Origin of the sequence: Streptomyces sp. cg36 (assembly GCF_041080675.1) — a bacterium.
Lineage (GTDB): Bacteria > Actinomycetota > Actinomycetes > Streptomycetales > Streptomycetaceae > Streptomyces.
Genome location: NZ_CP163520.1, coordinates 4,050,412 through 4,069,493 on the forward strand (window position 1 = coordinate 4,050,412; position 19,082 = coordinate 4,069,493).

The window sequence follows — 19,082 nt, forward strand, 5'->3', positions numbered from 1 at the left end:
GTATGCGATTAGGCGGACAGGCTGGCGCGGCCCTTGCCACGACGGTTCGCGAGGATGGCGCGACCGGCACGGGTACGCATCCGCAGGCGGAAGCCGTGGGTCTTGGCGCGACGACGGTTGTTCGGCTGGAAGGTGCGCTTGCTCACTCGGGGGCTCCAGAAATGATTCGGTGGTGGCGGGACATCGCCTGGCTGTCACCGTGCGCCCACGAGAAGCTCGCAATACACGAAGCTCGCATAACGCCCGAGTGCACCGCTTCACGATCACAGACCGTGATCTTTGCCCATCGGAGGCAGGCGGCAGCAGCCATCGACAACTCGACCTGGTTACGGTACGCGCGACTACGCCATCCGGTCAAACCAGCCCCTCAGCGGGCCCCGCTGTGCACAGCCTGTGGACAACAACTTGAACCACGTCAGTCGCCACGACTACCGTGGCTCGACCCCGAATCTTTTCCTTTCTGTCCTTGCCTGTCCTTCCATCCCGTCCCGAGAACCACACATTCGTGGGACCTGCGAGAGAGCGTGCCTTGTGGCTGACGTACCTGCCGATCTTGCCGCAGTGTGGCCACGAGTGCTGGAGCAGCTCCTCGCGGAGGGCCAGCAGGGGATCGAGCCGAAGGACAAGCAGTGGATCGAGCGCTGCCAGCCGCTCGCCCTGGTGGCCGACACCGCGCTGCTCGCCGTCCCCAACGAGTGGGGCAAGCGCGTCCTGGAGGGCCGGCTGGCCCCGCTGATCAGCGACACGCTCAGCCGTGAGTGCGGGCGCCCGATCCGGATCGCGATCACGGTCGACGACTCGGTGGGCGAGCCCCCCGGCCCGCAGCCCGCGCCGCCCGCGCAGCAGCAGCCCCCGCGCTACCAGGACGACGGCTACGGCCGGCCCGCCGACGACGGCCTGCCCAGCGTCCGCCCGGCCTACCCGGAGTACCAGCAGCAGCGCCCCGAGCCCGGCGCCTGGCCGCGCGCCCAGGAGGACCTCTCCTGGCAGCAGCCCCGGCTCGGCGGCTTCCAGGACCGCGACACGGGCCCCGAGCAGTGGCGCGAGCCGTACGCGACGGGCCGCCCGCAGCAGCCGCAGCACGACTACCGCCAGCCGCAGATGCCCGAGCGTCCGCAGTACGAGCAGCAGCCCCCGGCGTACGAGCCGCGCCCGGAGCGGCACGAGCTGCCCGAGCCGCAGGCGCCGCAGCACTCCGGCGGCCCGCAGCCGGGCGGCGGCCCCCGTCCGATGGGCGGCCCCCCGTCGTCCTCCTCGGCGCAGCCGGGCGGTCCGGGCGAGCCGCACGCGCGGCTGAACCCCAAGTACCTCTTCGACACGTTCGTCATCGGTTCCTCGAACCGGTTCGCGCACGCGGCGGCCGTCGCGGTCGCCGAGGCGCCCGCCAAGGCGTACAACCCGCTCTTCATCTACGGGGAGTCGGGCCTGGGCAAAACGCATCTTCTGCACGCCATCGGGCACTACGCCCGCAGCCTCTATCCCGGCACGCGCGTGCGGTACGTGAGCTCCGAGGAGTTCACCAACGAGTTCATCAACTCGATCCGCGACGGCAAGGGCGACACCTTCCGCAAGCGGTACCGGGACGTGGACATCCTGCTCGTCGACGACATCCAGTTCCTGGCGAGCAAGGAGTCGACGCAGGAGGAGTTCTTCCACACGTTCAACACGCTCCACAACGCCAACAAGCAGATCGTGCTGTCCTCGGACCGGCCGCCCAAGCAGCTGATGACCCTGGAGGACCGGCTGCGGAACCGTTTCGAGTGGGGTCTGACCACCGATGTGCAGCCGCCGGAGCTGGAGACCCGTATCGCCATCCTTCGTAAGAAGGCGGTGCAGGAGCAGCTGAACGCCCCGCCGGAGGTGCTGGAGTTCATCGCTTCCCGGATCTCGCGGAACATCCGCGAGCTGGAGGGCGCGCTGATCCGGGTGACGGCGTTCGCCTCGCTCAACCGGCAGCCGGTGGACCTCGGGCTCACCGAGATCGTGCTCAAGGACCTGATCCCCGGCGGGGAGGACTCCGCGCCCGAGATCACGGCCGGCGCCATCATGGCGGCGACCGCGGACTACTTCGGACTGACGGTGGAGGACCTCTGCGGATCCTCGCGCAGCCGCGTCCTGGTGACGGCCCGCCAGATCGCCATGTACCTCTGCCGCGAGCTCACCGACCTCTCGCTGCCGAAGATCGGGGCGCAGTTCGGCGGGCGCGACCACACGACCGTGATGCACGCGGACCGCAAGATCCGGGCGCTGATGGCCGAGCGCCGCTCCATCTACAACCAGGTCACCGAGCTCACCAACCGCATCAAGAACGGCTGAGCCGACCGCTCGCAGGGCCTCGGAGGGCGCCCGGGACGACACACCGTCCCGGGCGCCCTTTCGCATGCCCGGACACGGCCTCCGGGCGGCCCTCAGCGGTCCTTCGTACGGCCCTCGACCGCTCCGCGGAGGCGCTCCTGGGGCGTGTGCGGGGCCTTCGCGGGCCCGGCGCACGGCCGTCCTCACGCCCCACCTGTTCGAATACGCGCCGGTGACCGGGGGTTCTCCACAGAACCGGGGACTTTTCCCCGTCCACACCCTGGGGACTGCGAAGTTGTCCAGATTGCATCCACAGGCGAGCGCCCTGATACTCCATCACTCCAGGTCAGCAGCCTGTGGATTTGTGCGCGAACACGTTCCACAGCCTGTGGACAAAATTTTCGTCCACAGGCTGTGATCAAAGTTGTCCACCGGCGGCCCACAGGCCGGGCCGCGTTGCCCACAGCTTCTCCACAGCACTGTCCACTGTTCGGCAACGAAACACCCCGGATCACCGGGTCGAGTGAAAGCCGTCACACCAAGGAGCCGGGTTGGGCTGTGGGGAACCTGGGTAAAGCTGGGGACAGCTCTGGGGAGAACTGGGCCCTGCCTGTGCATCGGGTGTGCAGAACTTTCGGGTGTCCACAGAAGCAGCGAGTTGTCCACGGGCTCCACCCACAGGACCGGTGGACAAAAAAGTGGGCCTGACCTGCGAAAACGGGGTTATCCACGGTTTCCACAGGCCCTACTACTACTCCCACTTAGAGTTAGCTCGGATTTCGCTTCGAAGTGGGACCTGTGCACAACTCGCCGCCGTCGCTCCGGTGACCCGTCGGCACGACTTGACCCCGAGTCGCACCGAGTGTCAGCGGCGTACGTCAGACTGGTCCCCGGCGATACAGCCGACGACGAAAGCCAGCAGGGCGAGCCAGCAACAGCAGGAGGCGGTTCCGGTGAAGATCCGGGTGGAGCGCGATGTTCTCGCGGAGGCGGTGGCGTGGGTGGCCCGCAGCCTCCCGGCCCGTCCGCCCGCGCCCGTGCTCGCGGGCCTTCTTCTGAAGGCGGAGGACGGCGCCCTCAGCTTCTCCAGCTTCGACTACGAGGTCTCGGCCCGCGTCTCGGTCGACGCCGAGGTGGACGAGGACGGCACGGTGCTCGTCTCCGGCCGCCTGCTCGCCGACATCTGCCGCGCCCTCCCCAACCGCCCGGTGGAGATTTCCACAGACGGTGTACGGGCGACGGTGGTCTGCGGCTCCTCCCGCTTCACCCTCCACACCCTTCCTGTGGAGGAGTACCCGGCGCTGCCGCAGATGCCGACCGCGACGGGCACCGTTCCCGGTGAGGTCTTCGCCTCCGCCGCCGCCCAGGTCGCCATCGCCGCCGGGCGCGACGACACGCTGCCGGTGCTGACCGGTGTGCGGATCGAGATCGAGGGCGACACGGTCACCCTGGCCTCCACCGACCGCTACCGCTTCGCGGTCCGCGAGTTCCTGTGGAAGCCGGAGAACCCGGACGCCTCCGCGGTCGCCCTGGTGCCCGCCAAGACGCTCCTGGACACCGCCAAGGCCCTCACCAGCGGTGACACGGTCACGCTCGCGCTGTCGGGCTCGGGCGCCGGCGAGGGCCTGATCGGCTTCGAGGGCGCGGGCCGCCGCACCACCACCCGCCTGCTCGAAGGCGACCTGCCGAAGTACCGGACGCTGTTCCCGACCGAGTTCAACTCGGTCGCGGTGATCGAGACCGCGCCCTTCGTCGAGGCCGTCAAGCGCGTCTCCCTGGTCGCCGAGCGCAACACGCCGGTCCGGCTCAGCTTCGAGCAGGGCGTGCTCATCCTGGAGGCCGGCTCCAGCGACGACGCACAGGCTGTGGAAAGGGTCGACGCCAACCTGGAGGGCGACGACATCTCGATCGCCTTCAACCCGACCTTCCTGCTCGACGGCCTGAGCGCCATCGACTCCCCGGTCGCCCAGCTCTCCTTCACCACCTCGACCAAGCCGGCGCTGCTGAGCGGCAAGCCCGCGCTCGACGCCGAGGCGGACGACGCGTACAAGTACCTGATCATGCCGGTCCGCCTCTCCGGCTGATCCGTACGGCCGAGCTGCCCGGGGCCGCGTTCGTCTGAGCGGCGGACCCCACAGGTGTGTGCCCGCGTCCGGGCGTAGGCTCGGACGCGGGTACGAACGCCACAACGTCAAAGGATCATGTGATGGAGCTCGGTCTCGTCGGCCTCGGCAAGATGGGCGGCAACATGCGCGAGCGGATCCGCCGCGCAGGCCACACCGTCATCGGTTACGACCGCAACCCGGACGTCGCCGATGTCCACAGCCTCGAAGAGCTTGTGGGCAAGCTCAAGGGCCCGCGCGTGGTCTGGGTGATGGTCCCGGCCGGTGCCGCGACCCAGTCCACCATCGACGAGCTGGCCGAGCTGCTCTCCCCCGGCGACGTGGTCGTGGACGGCGGCAACTCGCGCTGGACGGACGACGAGAAGCACGCCGTCGAGCTGGGCCTCAAGGGCATCGGTTTCGTCGACTGCGGCGTCTCCGGCGGCGTCTGGGGCCTGCAGAACGGCTACGCGCTGATGTACGGCGGCGACGCCGAGAACGTGGCGAAGGTCCAGCCGGTCTTCGACGCGCTCAAGCCCGAGGGCGAGTTCGGCGCGGTCCACGCGGGCAAGGTCGGCGCCGGCCACTTCGCCAAGATGGTCCACAACGGCATCGAGTACGCCATGATGCAGGCGTACGCCGAGGGCTGGGAGCTCCTGGAGAAGGTCGACTCCGTCACCGACGTGCGCGAGGTCTTCCGCAGCTGGCAGGAGGGCACGGTCATCCGTTCCTGGCTGCTCGACCTGGCGGTCAACGCCCTCGACGAGGACGAGCACCTGGAGCAGCTGCGCGGCTACGCGGCGGACTCCGGCGAGGGCCGCTGGACCGTCGAGGCGGCCATCGACAACGCCGTGCCGCTGCCCGCGATCACCGCGTCGCTGTTCGCGCGGTTCGCGTCCCGGCAGGACGACTCCCCGCAGATGAAGATGATCGCGGCGCTGCGCAACCAGTTCGGCGGCCACGCGGTCGAGTCCAAGAAGTAATCCACAGGCTGTTGGCAGGGCCGGGGGAGGTCGGCGCACCACCATGCACGTCACGCATCTCTCGCTGGCCGACTTCCGCTCGTACGCCCGGGTCGAGGTTCCGCTCGACCCGGGCGTCACCGCGTTCGTGGGCGCCAACGGCCAGGGCAAGACCAATCTCGTCGAGGCCGTCGGCTATCTGGCGACCCTCGGCAGCCATCGCGTCTCCTCGGACGCGCCGCTGGTGCGCATGGGGGCCGAGCGGGCCGTCATCCGCGCGGCCGTCACCCAGGGGGAGCGCTCCCAGCTGATCGAGCTGGAGCTCAACCCGGGCCGGGCCAACCGGGCCCGTATCAATCGGTCCTCGCAGGTCAGACCGCGTGACGTACTGGGGATAGTGCGCACGGTGCTCTTCGCGCCGGAGGACCTGGCGCTGGTCAAGGGCGACCCCGGCGAGCGCCGCCGGTTCCTGGACGAGCTGGTCACCGCGCGCTCCCCGCGCATGGCGGCCGTGCGCTCCGACTACGACCGCGTGCTCAAGCAGCGCAACACCCTGCTGAAGTCCGCCGCCATGGCTCGGCGCCACGACGGTCGTGGCATGGACCTGTCCACCCTCGACGTGTGGGACCAGCATCTGGCGCGGGCGGGCGCCGAGCTGCTGGCCCAGCGGCTCGACCTGATCGCCACCCTCCAGCCGCTCGCCGACAAGGCGTACGAGCAGCTGGCGCCGGGCGGCGGGCCGGTGGCGCTGGAGTACCGGCCGTCGGCGCAGGGCGAGGCCGCCACCCGTGAGGATCTGTACGGGCAGCTGATGGCCGCGCTCGCCGAGGTGCGCAAGCAGGAGATCGAGCGGGGCGTGACCCTGGTCGGGCCGCACCGCGACGACCTGCTCCTCAAGCTCGGCCAGCTGCCCGCCAAGGGGTACGCGAGCCACGGCGAGTCCTGGTCGTACGCGCTGGCGCTGCGGCTCGCCTCGTACGACCTGCTGCGGGCCGAGGGCAACGAGCCGGTGCTGGTCCTGGACGACGTGTTCGCGGAGCTGGACGCCCGGCGCCGCGAACGGCTGGCGGAGCTGGTGGCCCCGGGCGAGCAGGTGCTGGTGACGGCGGCCGTGGACGACGACGTCCCCGGTGTCCTGGCAGGGGTGCGCTACCAGGTCGCCGCCGGAGAGGTGGCGCGGGTATGAGCGGACAGTCCGACAACGAGGCGCCCCGCCCCAAGGTTCCCGAGTCCTCCGGCATCGACCTCGCGCGCGTGGCGCTGCGCGCCGCCAAGGAGCAGGCCAAGGCGCGGGGCGCCGCCGCGCAGCAGAAGAAGCAGGCCAGGAGGGGCGGCGGGCTGCGCTCGGGCGCCCGGGCCGACGGGCGCGACCCGCAGCCGCTGGGCGCCGCGATCAACCGGCTGATCACCGAGCGCGGCTGGGAGACCCCGGCGGCCGTCGGCGGGGTGATGGGCCGCTGGCCGCAGATCGTCGGCGAGGACCTGGCCAAGCACTGCGTTCCGCTGCGCTACGACGAGGACCCGGACGAGCGCGTGCTCACCGTGCAGTGCGACTCCACGGCGTGGGCGACGCAGCTGCGGCTGCTCGCGCCCCAGCTGGTGGCCCGGCTCAACGCCGACCTGGGCCACGGCACGGTCCGGATGATCAAGGTCCTGGGTCCGGGCGGGCCGCCCACCCGGTACGGGCGCCTGCGCGCCCCGGGCAGCACGGGCCCCGGCGACACCTACGGATGATCGCGGCCGGATCCGGCCGCCCGGCATGGGCAGAACCGCTTCCGCGCCCGAAGGACGGGCCGCGTTCCCCCTGTTGAGCGGCCTCGCGCTGCAGGAAACCGGTCGGTATGGGTGAGGCGTCCCTCACGGTAGCCGGAGGTTGACAGGCCGAAGCTCTCAATGCCGCTGTGAGGCTCTTAGAGCCCCTGCCTGGATATGGGGAGTCGGTGAAGGCCCGCTCAGGGCGGCACATGCGGACTCAGGTACCGGCAAACCCCCATTCATGTCGGCGCTACCGGTAGACTGGTCAATAATCCCGCCCTCCTCGCGGGACCCACCGAATGACGCGGTCGGACGCTGCCCCGTGGCACCGCCCGGCGCTGACCATCGCTGAACGACGCAGCTGCTCCTGTCTGCCCAGGGGAAGGCTGTGCTGTGCCAGAAAGGGCGCTTCGTGGCCGATTCCGGCAACCCCAACGAGAACACCCCGTCCACTGCCGTCGGCGAGAACGGCGAGGTAACCGCCTCGTACGACGCCAGCGCGATCACCGTCCTCGAGGGTCTGGACGCGGTCCGCAAGCGACCCGGCATGTACATCGGCTCGACCGGTGAGCGCGGTCTGCACCACCTGGTGCAGGAAGTCGTGGACAACTCCGTCGACGAGGCGCTGGCCGGCCACGCGGACACGATCGACGTGACGATCCTGGCCGACGGCGGCGTGCGCGTGGTCGACAACGGCCGTGGCATCCCCGTCGACATGCACCCCGTGGAGAAGAAGCCGGCCGTCGAGGTCGTGCTGACCGTGCTCCACGCGGGCGGCAAGTTCGGCGGCGGTGGCTACGCCGTCTCCGGTGGTCTGCACGGCGTCGGTGTCTCCGTCGTGAACGCCCTGTCGACCAAGCTCGCGGTCGAGATCAAGCGCGACGGCTACCGCTGGACCCAGGACTACAAGCTCGGCGTTCCCACGGCTCCCCTGGCCAAGCACGAGCAGGTCGAGGAGAGCGGCACCACGGTCACCTTCTGGGCCGACCCGGACGTCTTCGAGACCACCGAGTACTCCTTCGAGACGCTCGCGCGGCGCTTCCAGGAGATGGCCTTCCTCAACAAGGGCCTGACGATCAAGCTCACGGACGAGCGCGAGTCGGCCAAGGCCGTCGCGGGCGCCGACTCCGCCGAGGAGAGCGACGAGCAGCAGCCGCTCTCGGTGACGTACTACTACGAGGGCGGCATCGTCGACTTCGTGAAGTACCTCAACTCGCGCAAGGGCGAGCTGATCCACCCGACCGTGATCGACGTGGACGCCGAGGACAAGGAGCGGATGCTCTCGGCGGAAATCGCGATGCAGTGGAACTCTCAGTACAGCGAGGGCGTTTACTCCTTTGCGAACACCATCCACACGCACGAGGGGGGTACGCATGAGGAGGGATTCCGCGCCGCGCTCACGGGCCTGGTCAACCGGTACGCCCGCGACAAGAAGCTGCTGCGCGAGAAGGACGACAACCTCTCCGGCGAGGATATCCGCGAGGGTCTGACGGCGATCATCTCCGTCAAGCTGGGCGAGCCGCAGTTCGAGGGCCAGACCAAGACCAAGCTGGGCAACACCGAGGCGAAGACGTTCGTCCAGAAGGTGGTGCACGAGCACCTGACCGACTGGTTCGACCGGAACCCCAACGAGGCCGCGGACATCATCCGCAAGGCCATCCAGGCGCAGACGGCACGTGTCGCCGCCCGCAAGGCGCGCGACCTGACCCGCCGCAAGGGTCTGCTCGAAAGCGCCTCGCTTCCCGGCAAGCTCTCCGACTGCCAGTCCAACGACCCGACGAAGTGCGAGATCTTCATCGTCGAGGGTGACTCCGCCGGTGGTTCGGCGAAGTCCGGCCGCAACCCGATGTACCAGGCCATCCTGCCCATCCGAGGCAAGATCCTGAACGTCGAGAAGGCCCGTATCGACAAGATCCTGCAGAACACCGAGGTCCAGGCGCTCATCTCGGCCTTCGGTACCGGAGTCCACGAGGACTTCGACATCGAGAAGCTCCGCTATCACAAGATCATCTTGATGGCGGACGCCGATGTCGACGGCCAGCACATCAACACCCTGCTGCTGACCTTCCTCTTCCGCTTCATGCGTCCGCTGGTCGAGGCCGGGCACGTCTACCTGTCGCGCCCGCCGCTCTACAAGATCAAGTGGGGCCGGGACGACTTCGAGTACGCGTACTCGGACCGTGAGCGCGACGCGCTCGTGGAGCTCGGCAAGCAGGCGGGCAAGCGGATCCGCGAGGACTCGATCCAGCGCTTCAAGGGTCTCGGCGAGATGAACGCCGAGGAGCTGCGCGTCACCACCATGGACGTCGAGCACCGCGTCCTCGGCCAGGTCACCCTGGACGACGCGGCCCAGGCCGACGACCTGTTCTCGGTGCTGATGGGCGAGGACGTCGAGGCGCGGCGCTCGTTCATCCAGCGCAACGCCAAGGACGTCCGCTTCCTCGACATCTGAGTCGGTCCGTCGCTGACCGCTTCGAAAGGACTTGAGAACCAGCAATGGCCGACGAGAACACTCCCGCGACCACTGAATCCACCGAGGAAGACCCTGTACTGCGCATCGAGCCCGTCGGGCTCGAGACGGAGATGCAGCGCTCCTACCTCGACTACGCGATGTCCGTCATCGTCTCGCGCGCGCTGCCGGACGTACGGGACGGCCTGAAGCCCGTGCACCGCCGTGTGCTGTACGCGATGTACGACGGCGGCTACCGGCCCGAGAAGGGCTTCTACAAGTGCGCCCGCGTCGTCGGCGACGTCATGGGCACCTACCACCCGCACGGCGACTCCTCGATCTACGACGCGCTCGTCCGCCTCGCCCAGCCCTGGTCGATGCGGATGCCGCTGGTCGACTCCAACGGCAACTTCGGTTCCCCGGGCAACGACCCGGCCGCCGCCATGCGGTACACCGAGTGCAAGATGATGCCGCTGTCCATGGAGATGGTCCGCGACATCGACGAGGAGACCGTCGACTTCCAGGACAACTACGACGGCCGCAACCAGGAGCCGACGGTCCTGCCGGCGCGCTTCCCGAACCTGCTGGTCAACGGCTCCGCCGGCATCGCCGTCGGTATGGCCACCAACATCCCGCCGCACAACCTGCGCGAGGTCGCGGACGGCGCCCAGTGGTTCCTGTCGCACCCCGAGGCGTCGCACGAGGAGCTCCTGGACGCGCTGATCGAGCGCATCAAGGGCCCCGACTTCCCCACCGGCGCGCTCGTCGTCGGCCGCAAGGGCATCGAGGAGGCGTACCGCACCGGGCGCGGCTCGATCACCATGCGCGCGGTGGTCGCGGTCGAGGAGATCCAGAACCGCCAGTGCCTGGTGGTCACCGAGCTTCCGTACCAGGTCAACCCCGACAACCTGGCCCAGAAGATCGCCGACCTGGTCAAGGACGGCAAGGTCGGCGGCATCGCCGACGTCCGGGACGAGACCAGCTCCCGTACCGGTCAGCGCCTGGTCATCGTGCTCAAGCGCGACGCGGTCGCCAAGGTCGTCCTGAACAACCTGTACAAGCACACCGACCTCCAGACGAACTTCGGCGCCAACATGCTGGCGCTCGTCGACGGCGTGCCGCGCACGCTCTCGCTGGACGCGTTCATCCGCCACTGGGTGACGCACCAGATCGAGGTCATCGTCCGGCGCACCAGGTTCCGGCTGCGCAAGGCCGAGGAGCGGGCCCACATCCTGCGCGGTCTGCTCAAGGCGCTCGACGCGATCGACGAGGTCATCGCGCTGATCCGGCGCAGCGAGACCGTCGAGGTCGCGCGCGAGGGCCTGATGGGCCTGCTCCAGATCGACGAGATCCAGGCCAACGCGATCCTGGAGATGCAGCTCCGCCGGCTCGCCGCCCTGGAGCGCCAGAAGATCGTCGCCGAGCACGACGAGCTCCAGGCGAAGATCAACGAGTACAACGCGATCCTCGCCTCGCCCGAGCGCCAGCGCCAGATCATCAGCGAGGAGCTGGCGGCGATCGTCGAGAAGTTCGGCGACGACCGGCGCTCCAAGCTGGTGCCCTTCGACGGTGACATGTCCATCGAGGACCTGATCGCCGAAGAGGACATCGTCGTCACCATCACCAACGGCGGCTACGTCAAGCGCACCAAGACCGAGGACTACCGGTCGCAGAAGCGCGGCGGCAAGGGCGTACGGGGCACCAAGCTGAAGCAGGACGACATCGTCGACCACTTCTTCGTCTCCACCACCCACCACTGGCTGCTCTTCTTCACCAACAAGGGCCGGGTCTACCGGGCCAAGGCGTACGAGCTGCCGGACGCCGGACGGGACGCGCGCGGCCAGCACGTGGCGAACCTGCTGGCCTTCCAGCCGGACGAGAAGATCGCCCAGATCCTCGCCATCCGCGACTACGAGGCGGCGCCCTACCTGGTGCTCGCCACCAAGTCCGGCCTGGTGAAGAAGACCTCGCTCAAGGACTACGACTCGCCCCGTTCGGGTGGTGTCATCGCCATCAACCTCCGGGAGACGGAGACCGGTGGCGAGGACGAGCTGATCGGCGCCGAGCTGGTATCGGCCGAGGACGATCTGCTGCTCATCAGCAAGAAGGCCCAGTCCATCCGCTTCACGGCGACGGACGACGCCCTGCGCCCGATGGGACGCGCCACTTCGGGCGTCAAGGGGATGAGTTTCCGCGAGGGCGACGAGCTGCTCTCGATGAATGTCGTCCGGCCCGGTACTTTCGTGTTCACCGCCACCGACGGCGGGTACGCGAAGCGGACCCCCGTCGACGAGTACCGCGTCCAGGGTCGCGGTGGCCTCGGAATCAAGGCCGCCAAGATCGTGGAGGACCGGGGCTCGCTGGTCGGCGCGCTGGTGGTCGAGGAGACGGACGAGATCCTCGCCATCACGCTCGGCGGTGGTGTGATTCGTACGCGAGTCAACGAGGTCAGGGAGACGGGCCGTGACACCATGGGCGTCCAACTGATCAACCTGGGCAAGCGCGATGCCGTCGTCGGCATCGCTCGTAACGCCGAGGCCGGTCGCGAGGCTGAAGAGGTCGACGGTCCCGAGGGGGCCGAGATCGACACGGTCGAAGGCGAGTCAGCCGAGGCCGCAGTCGAGGGCACGGAGCCCTCGGCCGGGGAGCACGAGGAGTAGAGCGTGAGTGGAGCCACGGGCGCCGGATCGGCCGCTTCCGGAGCGAACGGTGCCCGTGGCCCTGCCGCGGACTCCCAGGGGGTAACGGTGACCGACACCCGCGGGCCGCAGGCCCGGTCCGACTACGAGGGACGCGCCGGCGCGCTCCCCGGCGAGCGCGAGAAGCCCTCGGGCCCCGCGCAGCCGTACCACCCGCCGCAGGCGTACCCGACGTCCCAGAACGGGACGCAGGGCGGCCAGCGCGGCGGTGCCACCGCCGCGGTGCGCCGCCCCCGCACGGGCGCGCGTACGACGCCGCGTACCCGCAAGGCGCGGCTGCGGGTGGCCAAGGCCGACCCGTGGTCGGTGATGAAGGTCAGCTTCCTGCTGTCCATCGCGCTCGGCGTGTGCACGGTGGTGGCATCGGCGGTGCTGTGGATGGTGATGGACGCCATGGGCGTCTTCTCGTCCGTGGGCGGGACCATCAGCGAGGCCACGGGCTCCAACGAGTCCAACGGCTTCGATCTGCAGTCCTTCCTGTCGCTGCCGCGCGTGCTGATCTTCACCTCGGTGATCGCGGTCATCGATGTGGTCCTCGCCACCGCGCTGGCCACGCTCGGCGCGTTCATCTACAACCTCTCGGCCGGTTTCGTGGGCGGTATCGAGCTCACGCTCGCCGAGGACGAGTAACCGAGGTTCCCGCACTTCACAGGGGGGCCGGTCATCGATTTTGGGACTGGCCCCCACGTGCGCTAATCTTCAGAGGTCAGCGCGCGGGGGACACCCCGAAGAGCGCGGCGGGGCTATAGCTCAGTTGGTTAGAGCGCATCCCTGATAAGGATGAGGCCACAGGTTCAAATCCTGTTAGCCCCACAGTGCAGAAGGTCCCCGGACGAATCGTCCGGGGACCTTTTCGTTGTGCGGTGCGGCTCCTCTGTGTACGGCCACCGCGGGCGTACCGCGCCGCCGCCCCCACATGGGGCCGCCAGCCACGCATCGGGTCGACGTCCACGCGTACGCGTAACAGGCCGCCGTGTATCAGGCCGCCGTGTACGTACTGCGTACGTACACGAAGAAGCCCGGCAACTCGGGGAGTTGCCGGGCTCGCAAGCTCGGGCAGGAGCTGGTGGGACGGTCAGGGCGTGGGCGCCGGGGCGCTGTCGTCCAGGGGCGGGGCCTCGGCGCCGTCGTCGGAGGAGGAGCCGTTCGCCCCGTCGCCCCCTTCGTCGGACGAGCCCGGCAGATGACGGGTCGAGGGCGAGGAGCCGTGGGCCTCGGCGCGGATGCGCTGCTTCATCGTGGGCGGCAGCGCGGATGCGCCGGGAAGGGCCCAGCGCACGGTCGGCGTCATGGCCGTCGAGTTGTCGCTGCGGTGGTGCGCGGCGGTCTGCTGCGGTACGGAGGGTGCGGCGGTGGCCTGGCCGGCGGCCAGACCGAGGAAGGCGAGGAGGGCGACGAGCGCGCCGGTGAGTGCGGTCCACCACGTCGTGAGCTTGCTGGTTGCCATGACTTCCTCGCTTCTGAGTCGTTCTTTGGTTGCCCGATTTGCGTTGGATCTCATGATGTGTACCAGCGCCGCAGAGCGAGGGGGCGACGCACCGTTATGGGCGGATCTTCCGATGAACTGCACTCGTATGGACCATCACCGATTGGTATCGATCGGTGTGTATAGTCGGGCGACAGAGGTCCCTTACGTCAAGGAAAGACGAGGTCGCGCGGTGAAGAAGCTCCTCCTGGTCGCACTGGCCGCCATCGGCGGGCTCCTCGTGTACCGCCAGATCCAGGCGGATCGCGCCGAGCAGGACCTGTGGACGGAGGCGACCGACTCCGTGCCCGCAGGTTCGGGTGTGTGAGACCCACAGAGTCCAGTTGCAGAGCCCCGGCCGCCGACGCGGCCGGGGCTCTGTGCTGTCATGTGCCCGGGGCAGCCGCCCCCGAGGATTCACCTGCGCAAATCAATGGCTTGCATAAGCAAAATTGAAGGGGGCGCGGCGGCATGGCGAACCAGCGGGGTAAGGGCCGGTCGGCGGTCGCCGTGGCCGCGCTGTGCACGCTGGCGTTACTCCAGGGCCCGGGGCGCGCGGGCGCCGCCAACGGGCCCCAGCCCGACGGCCCCTACCGCTACGACCGCCTGGCGCGGCCGGTCACCGGTGCGGCGAGCGCCCAGGACGGACCCCGGCTCACGGCCGGCTCGGTCTACCGGGCGGCGCTCGGGCCCCATGCGAAGACCTACTTCCAGGTCGCCCTCCCCGGCCTGGGCGAAGCCTATGTGTCGGCCGTGGCCGTGCCCGGCCGCGACGCCGAGGTCTCGGACGGCGAAGGCATCCAGCTCAGCCTCCAGGACCGCGACGGCAACACCTGCGACTCCAGCCGCGTCGCCTTCGACCCGCCCAAGTACCCCCGCCCGCTCGCCGCGTACGTCACCCGGGGCCTGTCGCGGAGCGGGACGCCCTGTCAGGCGGCGGGCACCTACTACGTGTTGGTCGAACGGGTCGGTGACGACGCGTCCGCCAAGGGCGACTGGGGCATCGAGCTGCGGCACTCGCGCGAGCCAGGGCTCGCACCGGACGAGCCGACCGCCGCACCGACCCGATGGCCGAGCGCCTCACCGCTCCCGCCGTCCGGGGGCGCGCACGAGCTGCGCGGCGGTACGGGCTTCGCCGACGCGCCCCGCACGCCCCAGGGCGTCTGGCGCGACACGCTGCGGCCGGGCGAGACGCGGTTCTTCCGGGTGCCGGTCGGCTGGGGCCAGCAGCTGTTCGCCACCGCCGAGCTGGGCCGCTCGGGCGGCGGCGGATACGTCCCGCAGGCCCTGGACCTCCAGCTCTACAACCCGGTGCTGGGGCCCGTCGCCGATGTGTACACGGTGTACGACGGCAAGCCCGCCACCACCTCGTTCGCCCCCCTCCCGCCCGTCGACTACCGCAACCGCTTCTCCCCCTCGGGCATGGTCTCCGCCATGCGCCTGGGCGGTGACTACTACCTGGCCGTGAGCGTCAGCCCCGAGCTCGCCGCGAAGTTCGGCCCCGGCGCGTACGCCGTGACGCTGCGCGTGAACGTACGGGGCCAGGCCAAGGCCGGGCCCTCCTACCGGCAGGACGCGCCCGACGTCACCACGGGCGCCACCGGCTCGCCCACCACGGGTACGGGCGCCGCGTCCGCCACCGGTTCCGGCTCGGCCGGGATGAAGGCGCTCGCAGCCGCCGGGATCGGCACGGGCACGCTGCTCGTGCTCTGGCTCGGGGTGTGGACGCTGCTGGCCCGGCGGCGGGCGCTGCCGCTCTGATCCCGTCCTTGGCCGGTCCACGGTCCGGCTGGGCTCGACCGGGACCAGTTCTGCCGGCTGGGATCAGTTATGCCTGCCCGGGTCGTTTCGGCCGGCCGGGTTCAGAGTCGGCTGAGGGCCCAGAAACCGACGGCGAAGCAGATCAGGGCGAGCAGCAGCACCGGGACGGCGACCTTCGCGGGTGGTCCCGGGCGCCGCCGCGAGGCCCGGGGCCCGGGTGACGCGGGTGCGCCGCTCGTCCCGGAAACCGGTGGGGCCGAAGTGGGAACCTGCGTGCTTCGAGCGGTGTACCTCTTAGTGACGGGGGTGGGTGCCGAGGAGGGGTACGGGGGTGGGGGCGTATGGAATCCGTCCGCCGTGGGCGGGGTGGGGAACTGCGGGACCAGCAGCGGGCGTTGCCCCGAGGGATCCCAGGGCTGGTGGCCCTGCTGCCATGCCTGCTGCTCCTGGGGCCAGCCGTGCTCTTCCTGGGGCCAAGGGTGCTCCTGGGGCCACGGCTGCCCCTGGGCGGCCGGTGCCGGATCCTGGCCGTACGGCTGTTCCTGGGCCGGAGCAGGAGCCTGCCCGTACGGCTGGGGCCGGCTCTGGGCCGACGACGGGTTCAGCCCGTAGGACTGCGCCTGCGCCTGCGCCGGTTGCTCTGCGGGCGACGGGTTCGGGGCGGCCGACGGATGGGGGACCGGCTGCGGATGCTGGACCGGCAGCGGGGTCCGCGCCGACGGTGTCGGTGGATGCTGGAGTACGCGGGGCAGCTCGCGCGGGGTGAACCCCTGGGGCAGCGGGCCTATCTGGTCGAAGACCTCGACCGGCTCCTCGTCGGTCCCGGTGTCGGGCAGCAGCTCCACGGCCGAGGCCAGCGCCTTGCGCGCCCCGGTGGCCGTCCGGAACCGGATGTGCGGGTCGGGTTGCAGAAGACCGGCCAGGACCTGCCACAGGGGCTCGGGCACGCCCTGGGGGGCGCCGGGGGTGCCGTGGGTGGAGAAGTACTCCACGAGGGCCCGTGCGTCCGGTTTCTGACCCTCCAGCAGATACAGGGTGACGAGCCCGACCGCGAACAGGTCGGACGGGAAGTCCGGCTCCGCGCCCATGATCTGTTCGGGTGCGAAGTAACCGGGCGTCCCCATTACGTAGTTGGTCTCGGTCAGCCGCGGTTCGCCCTTGCGCATCGCGATCCCGAAGTCGGACAGCCGCAGATGCGGCCGTCCGGTGCCGGTGGCTTCGAGGAGGATGTTGGCGGGCTTGATGTCCCGGTGGACGACCCCCTCGGCGTGCACCGCCGCCAGACCGGCGAGCAACTGGTCCAGGAGCACGCAGACGAACCTGGGCGGCAGCGGCCCGTAGTCGCCGATCAGATGGGCCAGCGAGCCGCCGGAGACCAGGTCCATCGTGAACAGGACCTTGTCGTCGTCGGCGGCCCAGCTCGCCGGGGCCAGCACATGAGGGTGGTCGATCCTCAGAGCCTGCTCGCGGACGAAGCGGAGCAGGGTGTGCGCGTCGCTCTGCTGGAGGACCTTCGCCGCCACACAGCGGCGGCGGCGGTGGTCCCAGGCGCGCCAGACGGCGCCCACTCCGCCGCGGCCGATCGGGTCGATGAGTTCGTACCGACCGGCGAAGACCTCACCCACCTGGCATCCCCGCCCCCATGGCTGTCAGCTCTGGTGCGCCTCGTAATGGGCGACCGCCTCGGCGGTGCGTCCGGCGCCGTACACCCGGAGGAACTCTGCCAGTTCGGGGTGGGCCGGGGCGAGGGTGTCCGCCGCGTCGATGATGTCCCCGGCGGCGGCGACCGAGCGGAGCAGCGACTGGATCTCGCGCACCACCCGGCGCACGGTCGGAGCGCCCGAACTGGTCGTGGTCTGGCCCGTGTTGGTGAGGACGGAGCCGCCCTGGGACTTCTTGATCTCGTCCATCCGGTCGGTGGCCTCGGCGGCGCTGACGCTGCCGTCGGCGACCTGCCCGGCCAGGTCCTGGAGGGCCTGGACGCGCTGGACGACCGCCGGGTTGCCGATCTTGGCGCGCTGGCCGCTCATCAGCTGGGACAGCATGGGCGCCGACAGACCCAGGACAGCGGCGAGCCGGGCCTGGTTCAGGCCGAGATCGTCTATCAGCCGGCGGAAGAGCGCCCCCAGCGGCTCCCCGTACCAGCTCCGCTGGAGCTCCCTGGCTCTTGCGGTCGCTTCCTGTTGCGTTGCGTCCATTGCGCGTCTCCCCATCGCTTCCCCATTGAGGCGCTTCGCTGTCGCGAACCCCGACGAGCATCTTACGGAGAGTGGTCGCTCACCGGGAGTCCCAATCCTTTTGCGGGATACCCGGTTCTACCCGGTACTCTGGTCTGCGCATCACCTTCCCGGGGCCTTAGCTCAGTTGGTAGAGCGCTGTCTTTGCATGGCAGATGTCAGGGGTTCGACTCCCCTAGGCTCCACCTCACGAAGACCCCCCTGACCTGCGTAAAAGCGGTCAGGGGGGTCTTTTCGCGCCGATTCGCCGGGTCGGCGGAGGTTCGGGCGGTCGGGGTCAGCGGCCGGTGCCGCGTTCCTCGCCGTCGAGTTCGGCCTCCTCGGCCTCCTTCGCCTCGACCTCCGGGTCGAGTCCGGAGCGGCTGCCGTCGACCGAGGACAGCGGCGGGCGCTCGGCCAGGTCGCCGTCGGGGACCTCGGTGGGGGCGGGCGGCTCGACCAGCCAGTCCGGGTTGGCCTGCTTGTCCCACCACTTCCACGCGGCGACCGCGCCACCGGCCAGAACGCCGAAGACCAGCAGGCCCTTGGCGAGACGCCCGGCCCGGGCCCGGCGCTCCTGCTTCCTGGCGAGCTTCTCGATCTGGTGCGGGGAGACCTGTCCGCGCAGCGCGGCGAGGGCGGCCGTGGAGCGGGCCATCGCCTCCTCGCGCACCGGCTGGGCCGCGGCGACGGCCTGGCTGACCCGGGGAGCGGTGTAGTCGGCGGCCTGGCGGGCGGCCCGGCGGGAGCGCGCCGCGGTCTGCCGGGCGACCTCCTCGACCCTCGGCGGCACGTGCGGCGCGACCAGGGCGTCGTACTGGAGCTGGGCCTGGCAGCGGGCCTGCTGCGCGGCGCGGCTCACCTTCGGTGCGAGCCGTACGCGCGCCTCGTGCGCGTACTCCGCCGCGTGGCTCTTGGCCGAGTCGGCGTAGGGCGCCACCACATCCGCGGCGTGCCGCACGCTGTCCTTCGCCGAGCCGGTCGCGGCGCGCACGCTGTCCATGCGGGTCACGTGATCCTCCTCCTTGGTGGCGGGGTTCGGGGCGGTCCGGGGGGTTGCCGCCGGAATGAGCACAGTGTTCGCCTTTCCACCCATCTCGAAATCATGCCCGTCTGACGGGTACCCGGCATGCGCGGAAAGGCATCCGGGTCATGTGGGGCGACTTCGGGTGACGCGCGGGCGGACGGGAGCGTGGCGGTGCGCGGCCGGGGCGTGTCTTGCGGATCCCGTCCGGTTCGCGGGGTCCGGCATGGGCGCACCGCACCCCGCCCGCCCACCACGACAGCGCGGCGGAACCGAAGCCGGCACGATCCGAAAGGCATGTCCTGGCTCGCGCCCGACGATGCCACGCTTCGCCCCGTCGCGCGCCTGTTCGGC

General features: G+C 70.1%; 15 protein-coding genes and 2 tRNA genes. 12 read left to right on the plus strand and 5 right to left on the minus strand.

Annotated features, from left to right (window positions below; all coding sequences use genetic code 11):
- Positions 1–8: 8 nt before the first annotated feature.
- Positions 9–146 (minus strand): 50S ribosomal protein L34, encoded by a 138-nt coding sequence (gene rpmH / locus AB5J87_RS18080; protein ID WP_006381191.1) that lies wholly within the window; start codon positions 144–146, stop codon positions 9–11.
- A gap of 385 nt (positions 147–531) precedes the next feature.
- On the opposite strand from rpmH, the gene dnaA reads away from it, so the two are divergent.
- The 9 genes from dnaA to AB5J87_RS18125 all read left to right on the plus strand — a co-directional run bounded on the left by dnaA (position 532) and on the right by AB5J87_RS18125 (position 13,075).
- Complete coding sequence (dnaA, locus tag AB5J87_RS18085; protein ID WP_369377796.1) at positions 532–2,316, plus strand: chromosomal replication initiator protein DnaA; 1,785 nt, start codon at positions 532–534, stop codon at positions 2,314–2,316.
- Between the two features lie 932 nt (positions 2,317–3,248).
- Positions 3,249–4,379 (plus strand): DNA polymerase III subunit beta, encoded by a 1,131-nt coding sequence (gene dnaN, locus AB5J87_RS18090; RefSeq protein ID WP_369377797.1) that lies wholly within the window; start codon positions 3,249–3,251, stop codon positions 4,377–4,379.
- A gap of 122 nt (positions 4,380–4,501) precedes the next feature.
- Positions 4,502–5,380: a phosphogluconate dehydrogenase (NAD(+)-dependent, decarboxylating) gene (gnd, locus tag AB5J87_RS18095; RefSeq protein WP_369377798.1), complete on the plus strand. Its 879-nt coding sequence runs from the start codon at positions 4,502–4,504 to the stop codon at positions 5,378–5,380.
- A gap of 43 nt (positions 5,381–5,423) precedes the next feature.
- Positions 5,424–6,545 carry a DNA replication/repair protein RecF gene (recF, locus tag AB5J87_RS18100; RefSeq protein ID WP_369377799.1) on the plus strand — a complete coding sequence of 374 codons (1,122 nt, stop codon included), beginning with the start codon at positions 5,424–5,426 and terminating at the stop codon, positions 6,543–6,545.
- Entirely contained in the window at positions 6,542–7,093 is a 552-nt protein-coding gene (locus AB5J87_RS18105; RefSeq protein WP_369377801.1) for a DUF721 domain-containing protein, read from the plus strand. Before recF ends, AB5J87_RS18105 begins: the two co-directional genes overlap by 4 nt.
- A 409-nt stretch (positions 7,094–7,502) precedes the next feature.
- Positions 7,503–9,566, plus strand: a complete 2,064-nt coding sequence (gyrB, locus tag AB5J87_RS18110; protein WP_369377802.1) for a DNA topoisomerase (ATP-hydrolyzing) subunit B — start codon at positions 7,503–7,505, stop codon at positions 9,564–9,566.
- 44 nt (positions 9,567–9,610) lie between these two features.
- Positions 9,611–12,223, plus strand: coding sequence for a DNA gyrase subunit A (gene gyrA / locus AB5J87_RS18115; RefSeq protein WP_369377803.1), 2,613 nt, complete (start codon positions 9,611–9,613; stop codon positions 12,221–12,223).
- 87 nt (positions 12,224–12,310) lie between these two features.
- Positions 12,311–12,892 (plus strand): DUF3566 domain-containing protein, encoded by a 582-nt coding sequence (locus tag AB5J87_RS18120; protein ID WP_369377804.1) that lies wholly within the window; start codon positions 12,311–12,313, stop codon positions 12,890–12,892.
- A gap of 109 nt (positions 12,893–13,001) precedes the next feature.
- A tRNA-Ile gene (locus tag AB5J87_RS18125) sits at positions 13,002–13,075 on the plus strand.
- A gap of 262 nt (positions 13,076–13,337) precedes the next feature.
- Here the strand turns inward: AB5J87_RS18125 and AB5J87_RS18130 are convergent.
- Positions 13,338–13,709, minus strand: a complete 372-nt coding sequence (locus tag AB5J87_RS18130; RefSeq protein WP_369377805.1) for a DUF6344 domain-containing protein — start codon at positions 13,707–13,709, stop codon at positions 13,338–13,340.
- A gap of 211 nt (positions 13,710–13,920) precedes the next feature.
- Between AB5J87_RS18130 and AB5J87_RS18135 the strand changes: the two genes are divergently transcribed.
- Complete coding sequence (locus tag AB5J87_RS18135) at positions 13,921–14,055, plus strand: DLW-39 family protein (RefSeq protein WP_003958712.1); 135 nt, start codon at positions 13,921–13,923, stop codon at positions 14,053–14,055.
- Between the two features lie 143 nt (positions 14,056–14,198).
- Positions 14,199–15,488, plus strand: coding sequence for a hypothetical protein (locus AB5J87_RS18140; protein ID WP_369377807.1), 1,290 nt, complete (start codon positions 14,199–14,201; stop codon positions 15,486–15,488).
- 101 nt (positions 15,489–15,589) lie between these two features.
- On the opposite strand, the gene AB5J87_RS18145 is transcribed toward AB5J87_RS18140, so the two are convergent.
- Positions 15,590–17,113 (minus strand): protein kinase, encoded by a 1,524-nt coding sequence (locus tag AB5J87_RS18145; RefSeq protein WP_369377809.1) that lies wholly within the window; start codon positions 17,111–17,113, stop codon positions 15,590–15,592.
- 24 nt (positions 17,114–17,137) lie between these two features.
- A complete protein-coding gene (locus tag AB5J87_RS18150; protein ID WP_101389140.1) occupies positions 17,138–17,686 on the minus strand; it encodes a DNA-binding protein in 549 nt (182 codons plus the stop codon).
- A 151-nt stretch (positions 17,687–17,837) separates the two neighbouring features.
- Between AB5J87_RS18150 and AB5J87_RS18155 the strand changes: the two genes are divergently transcribed.
- Positions 17,838–17,910, plus strand: a tRNA-Ala gene (locus AB5J87_RS18155).
- A gap of 92 nt (positions 17,911–18,002) precedes the next feature.
- On the opposite strand, the gene AB5J87_RS18160 is transcribed toward AB5J87_RS18155, so the two are convergent.
- Positions 18,003–18,716: a DUF5324 family protein gene (locus AB5J87_RS18160; protein ID WP_369377810.1), complete on the minus strand. Its 714-nt coding sequence runs from the start codon at positions 18,714–18,716 to the stop codon at positions 18,003–18,005.
- Positions 18,717–19,082 lie beyond the last annotated feature (366 nt).

Bases quoted from the DNA above. Each gene is read 5' to 3' on its own strand.
- recF (WP_369377799.1), top strand. From the start codon at position 5,424: ATGCACGTCACGCATCTCTCGCTGGCCGACTTCCGCTCGTACGCCCGG.
- AB5J87_RS18105 (WP_369377801.1), top strand. From the start codon at position 6,542: ATGAGCGGACAGTCCGACAACGAGGCGCCCCGCCCCAAGGTTCCCGAG.
- gnd (WP_369377798.1), top strand. From the start codon at position 4,502: ATGGAGCTCGGTCTCGTCGGCCTCGGCAAGATGGGCGGCAACATGCGC.
- AB5J87_RS18140 (WP_369377807.1), top strand. From the start codon at position 14,199: ATGGCGAACCAGCGGGGTAAGGGCCGGTCGGCGGTCGCCGTGGCCGCG.
- AB5J87_RS18150 (WP_101389140.1), bottom strand. From the start codon at position 17,686: ATGGACGCAACGCAACAGGAAGCGACCGCAAGAGCCAGGGAGCTCCAG.
- AB5J87_RS18130 (WP_369377805.1), bottom strand. From the start codon at position 13,709: ATGGCAACCAGCAAGCTCACGACGTGGTGGACCGCACTCACCGGCGCG.
- gyrA (WP_369377803.1), top strand. From the start codon at position 9,611: ATGGCCGACGAGAACACTCCCGCGACCACTGAATCCACCGAGGAAGAC.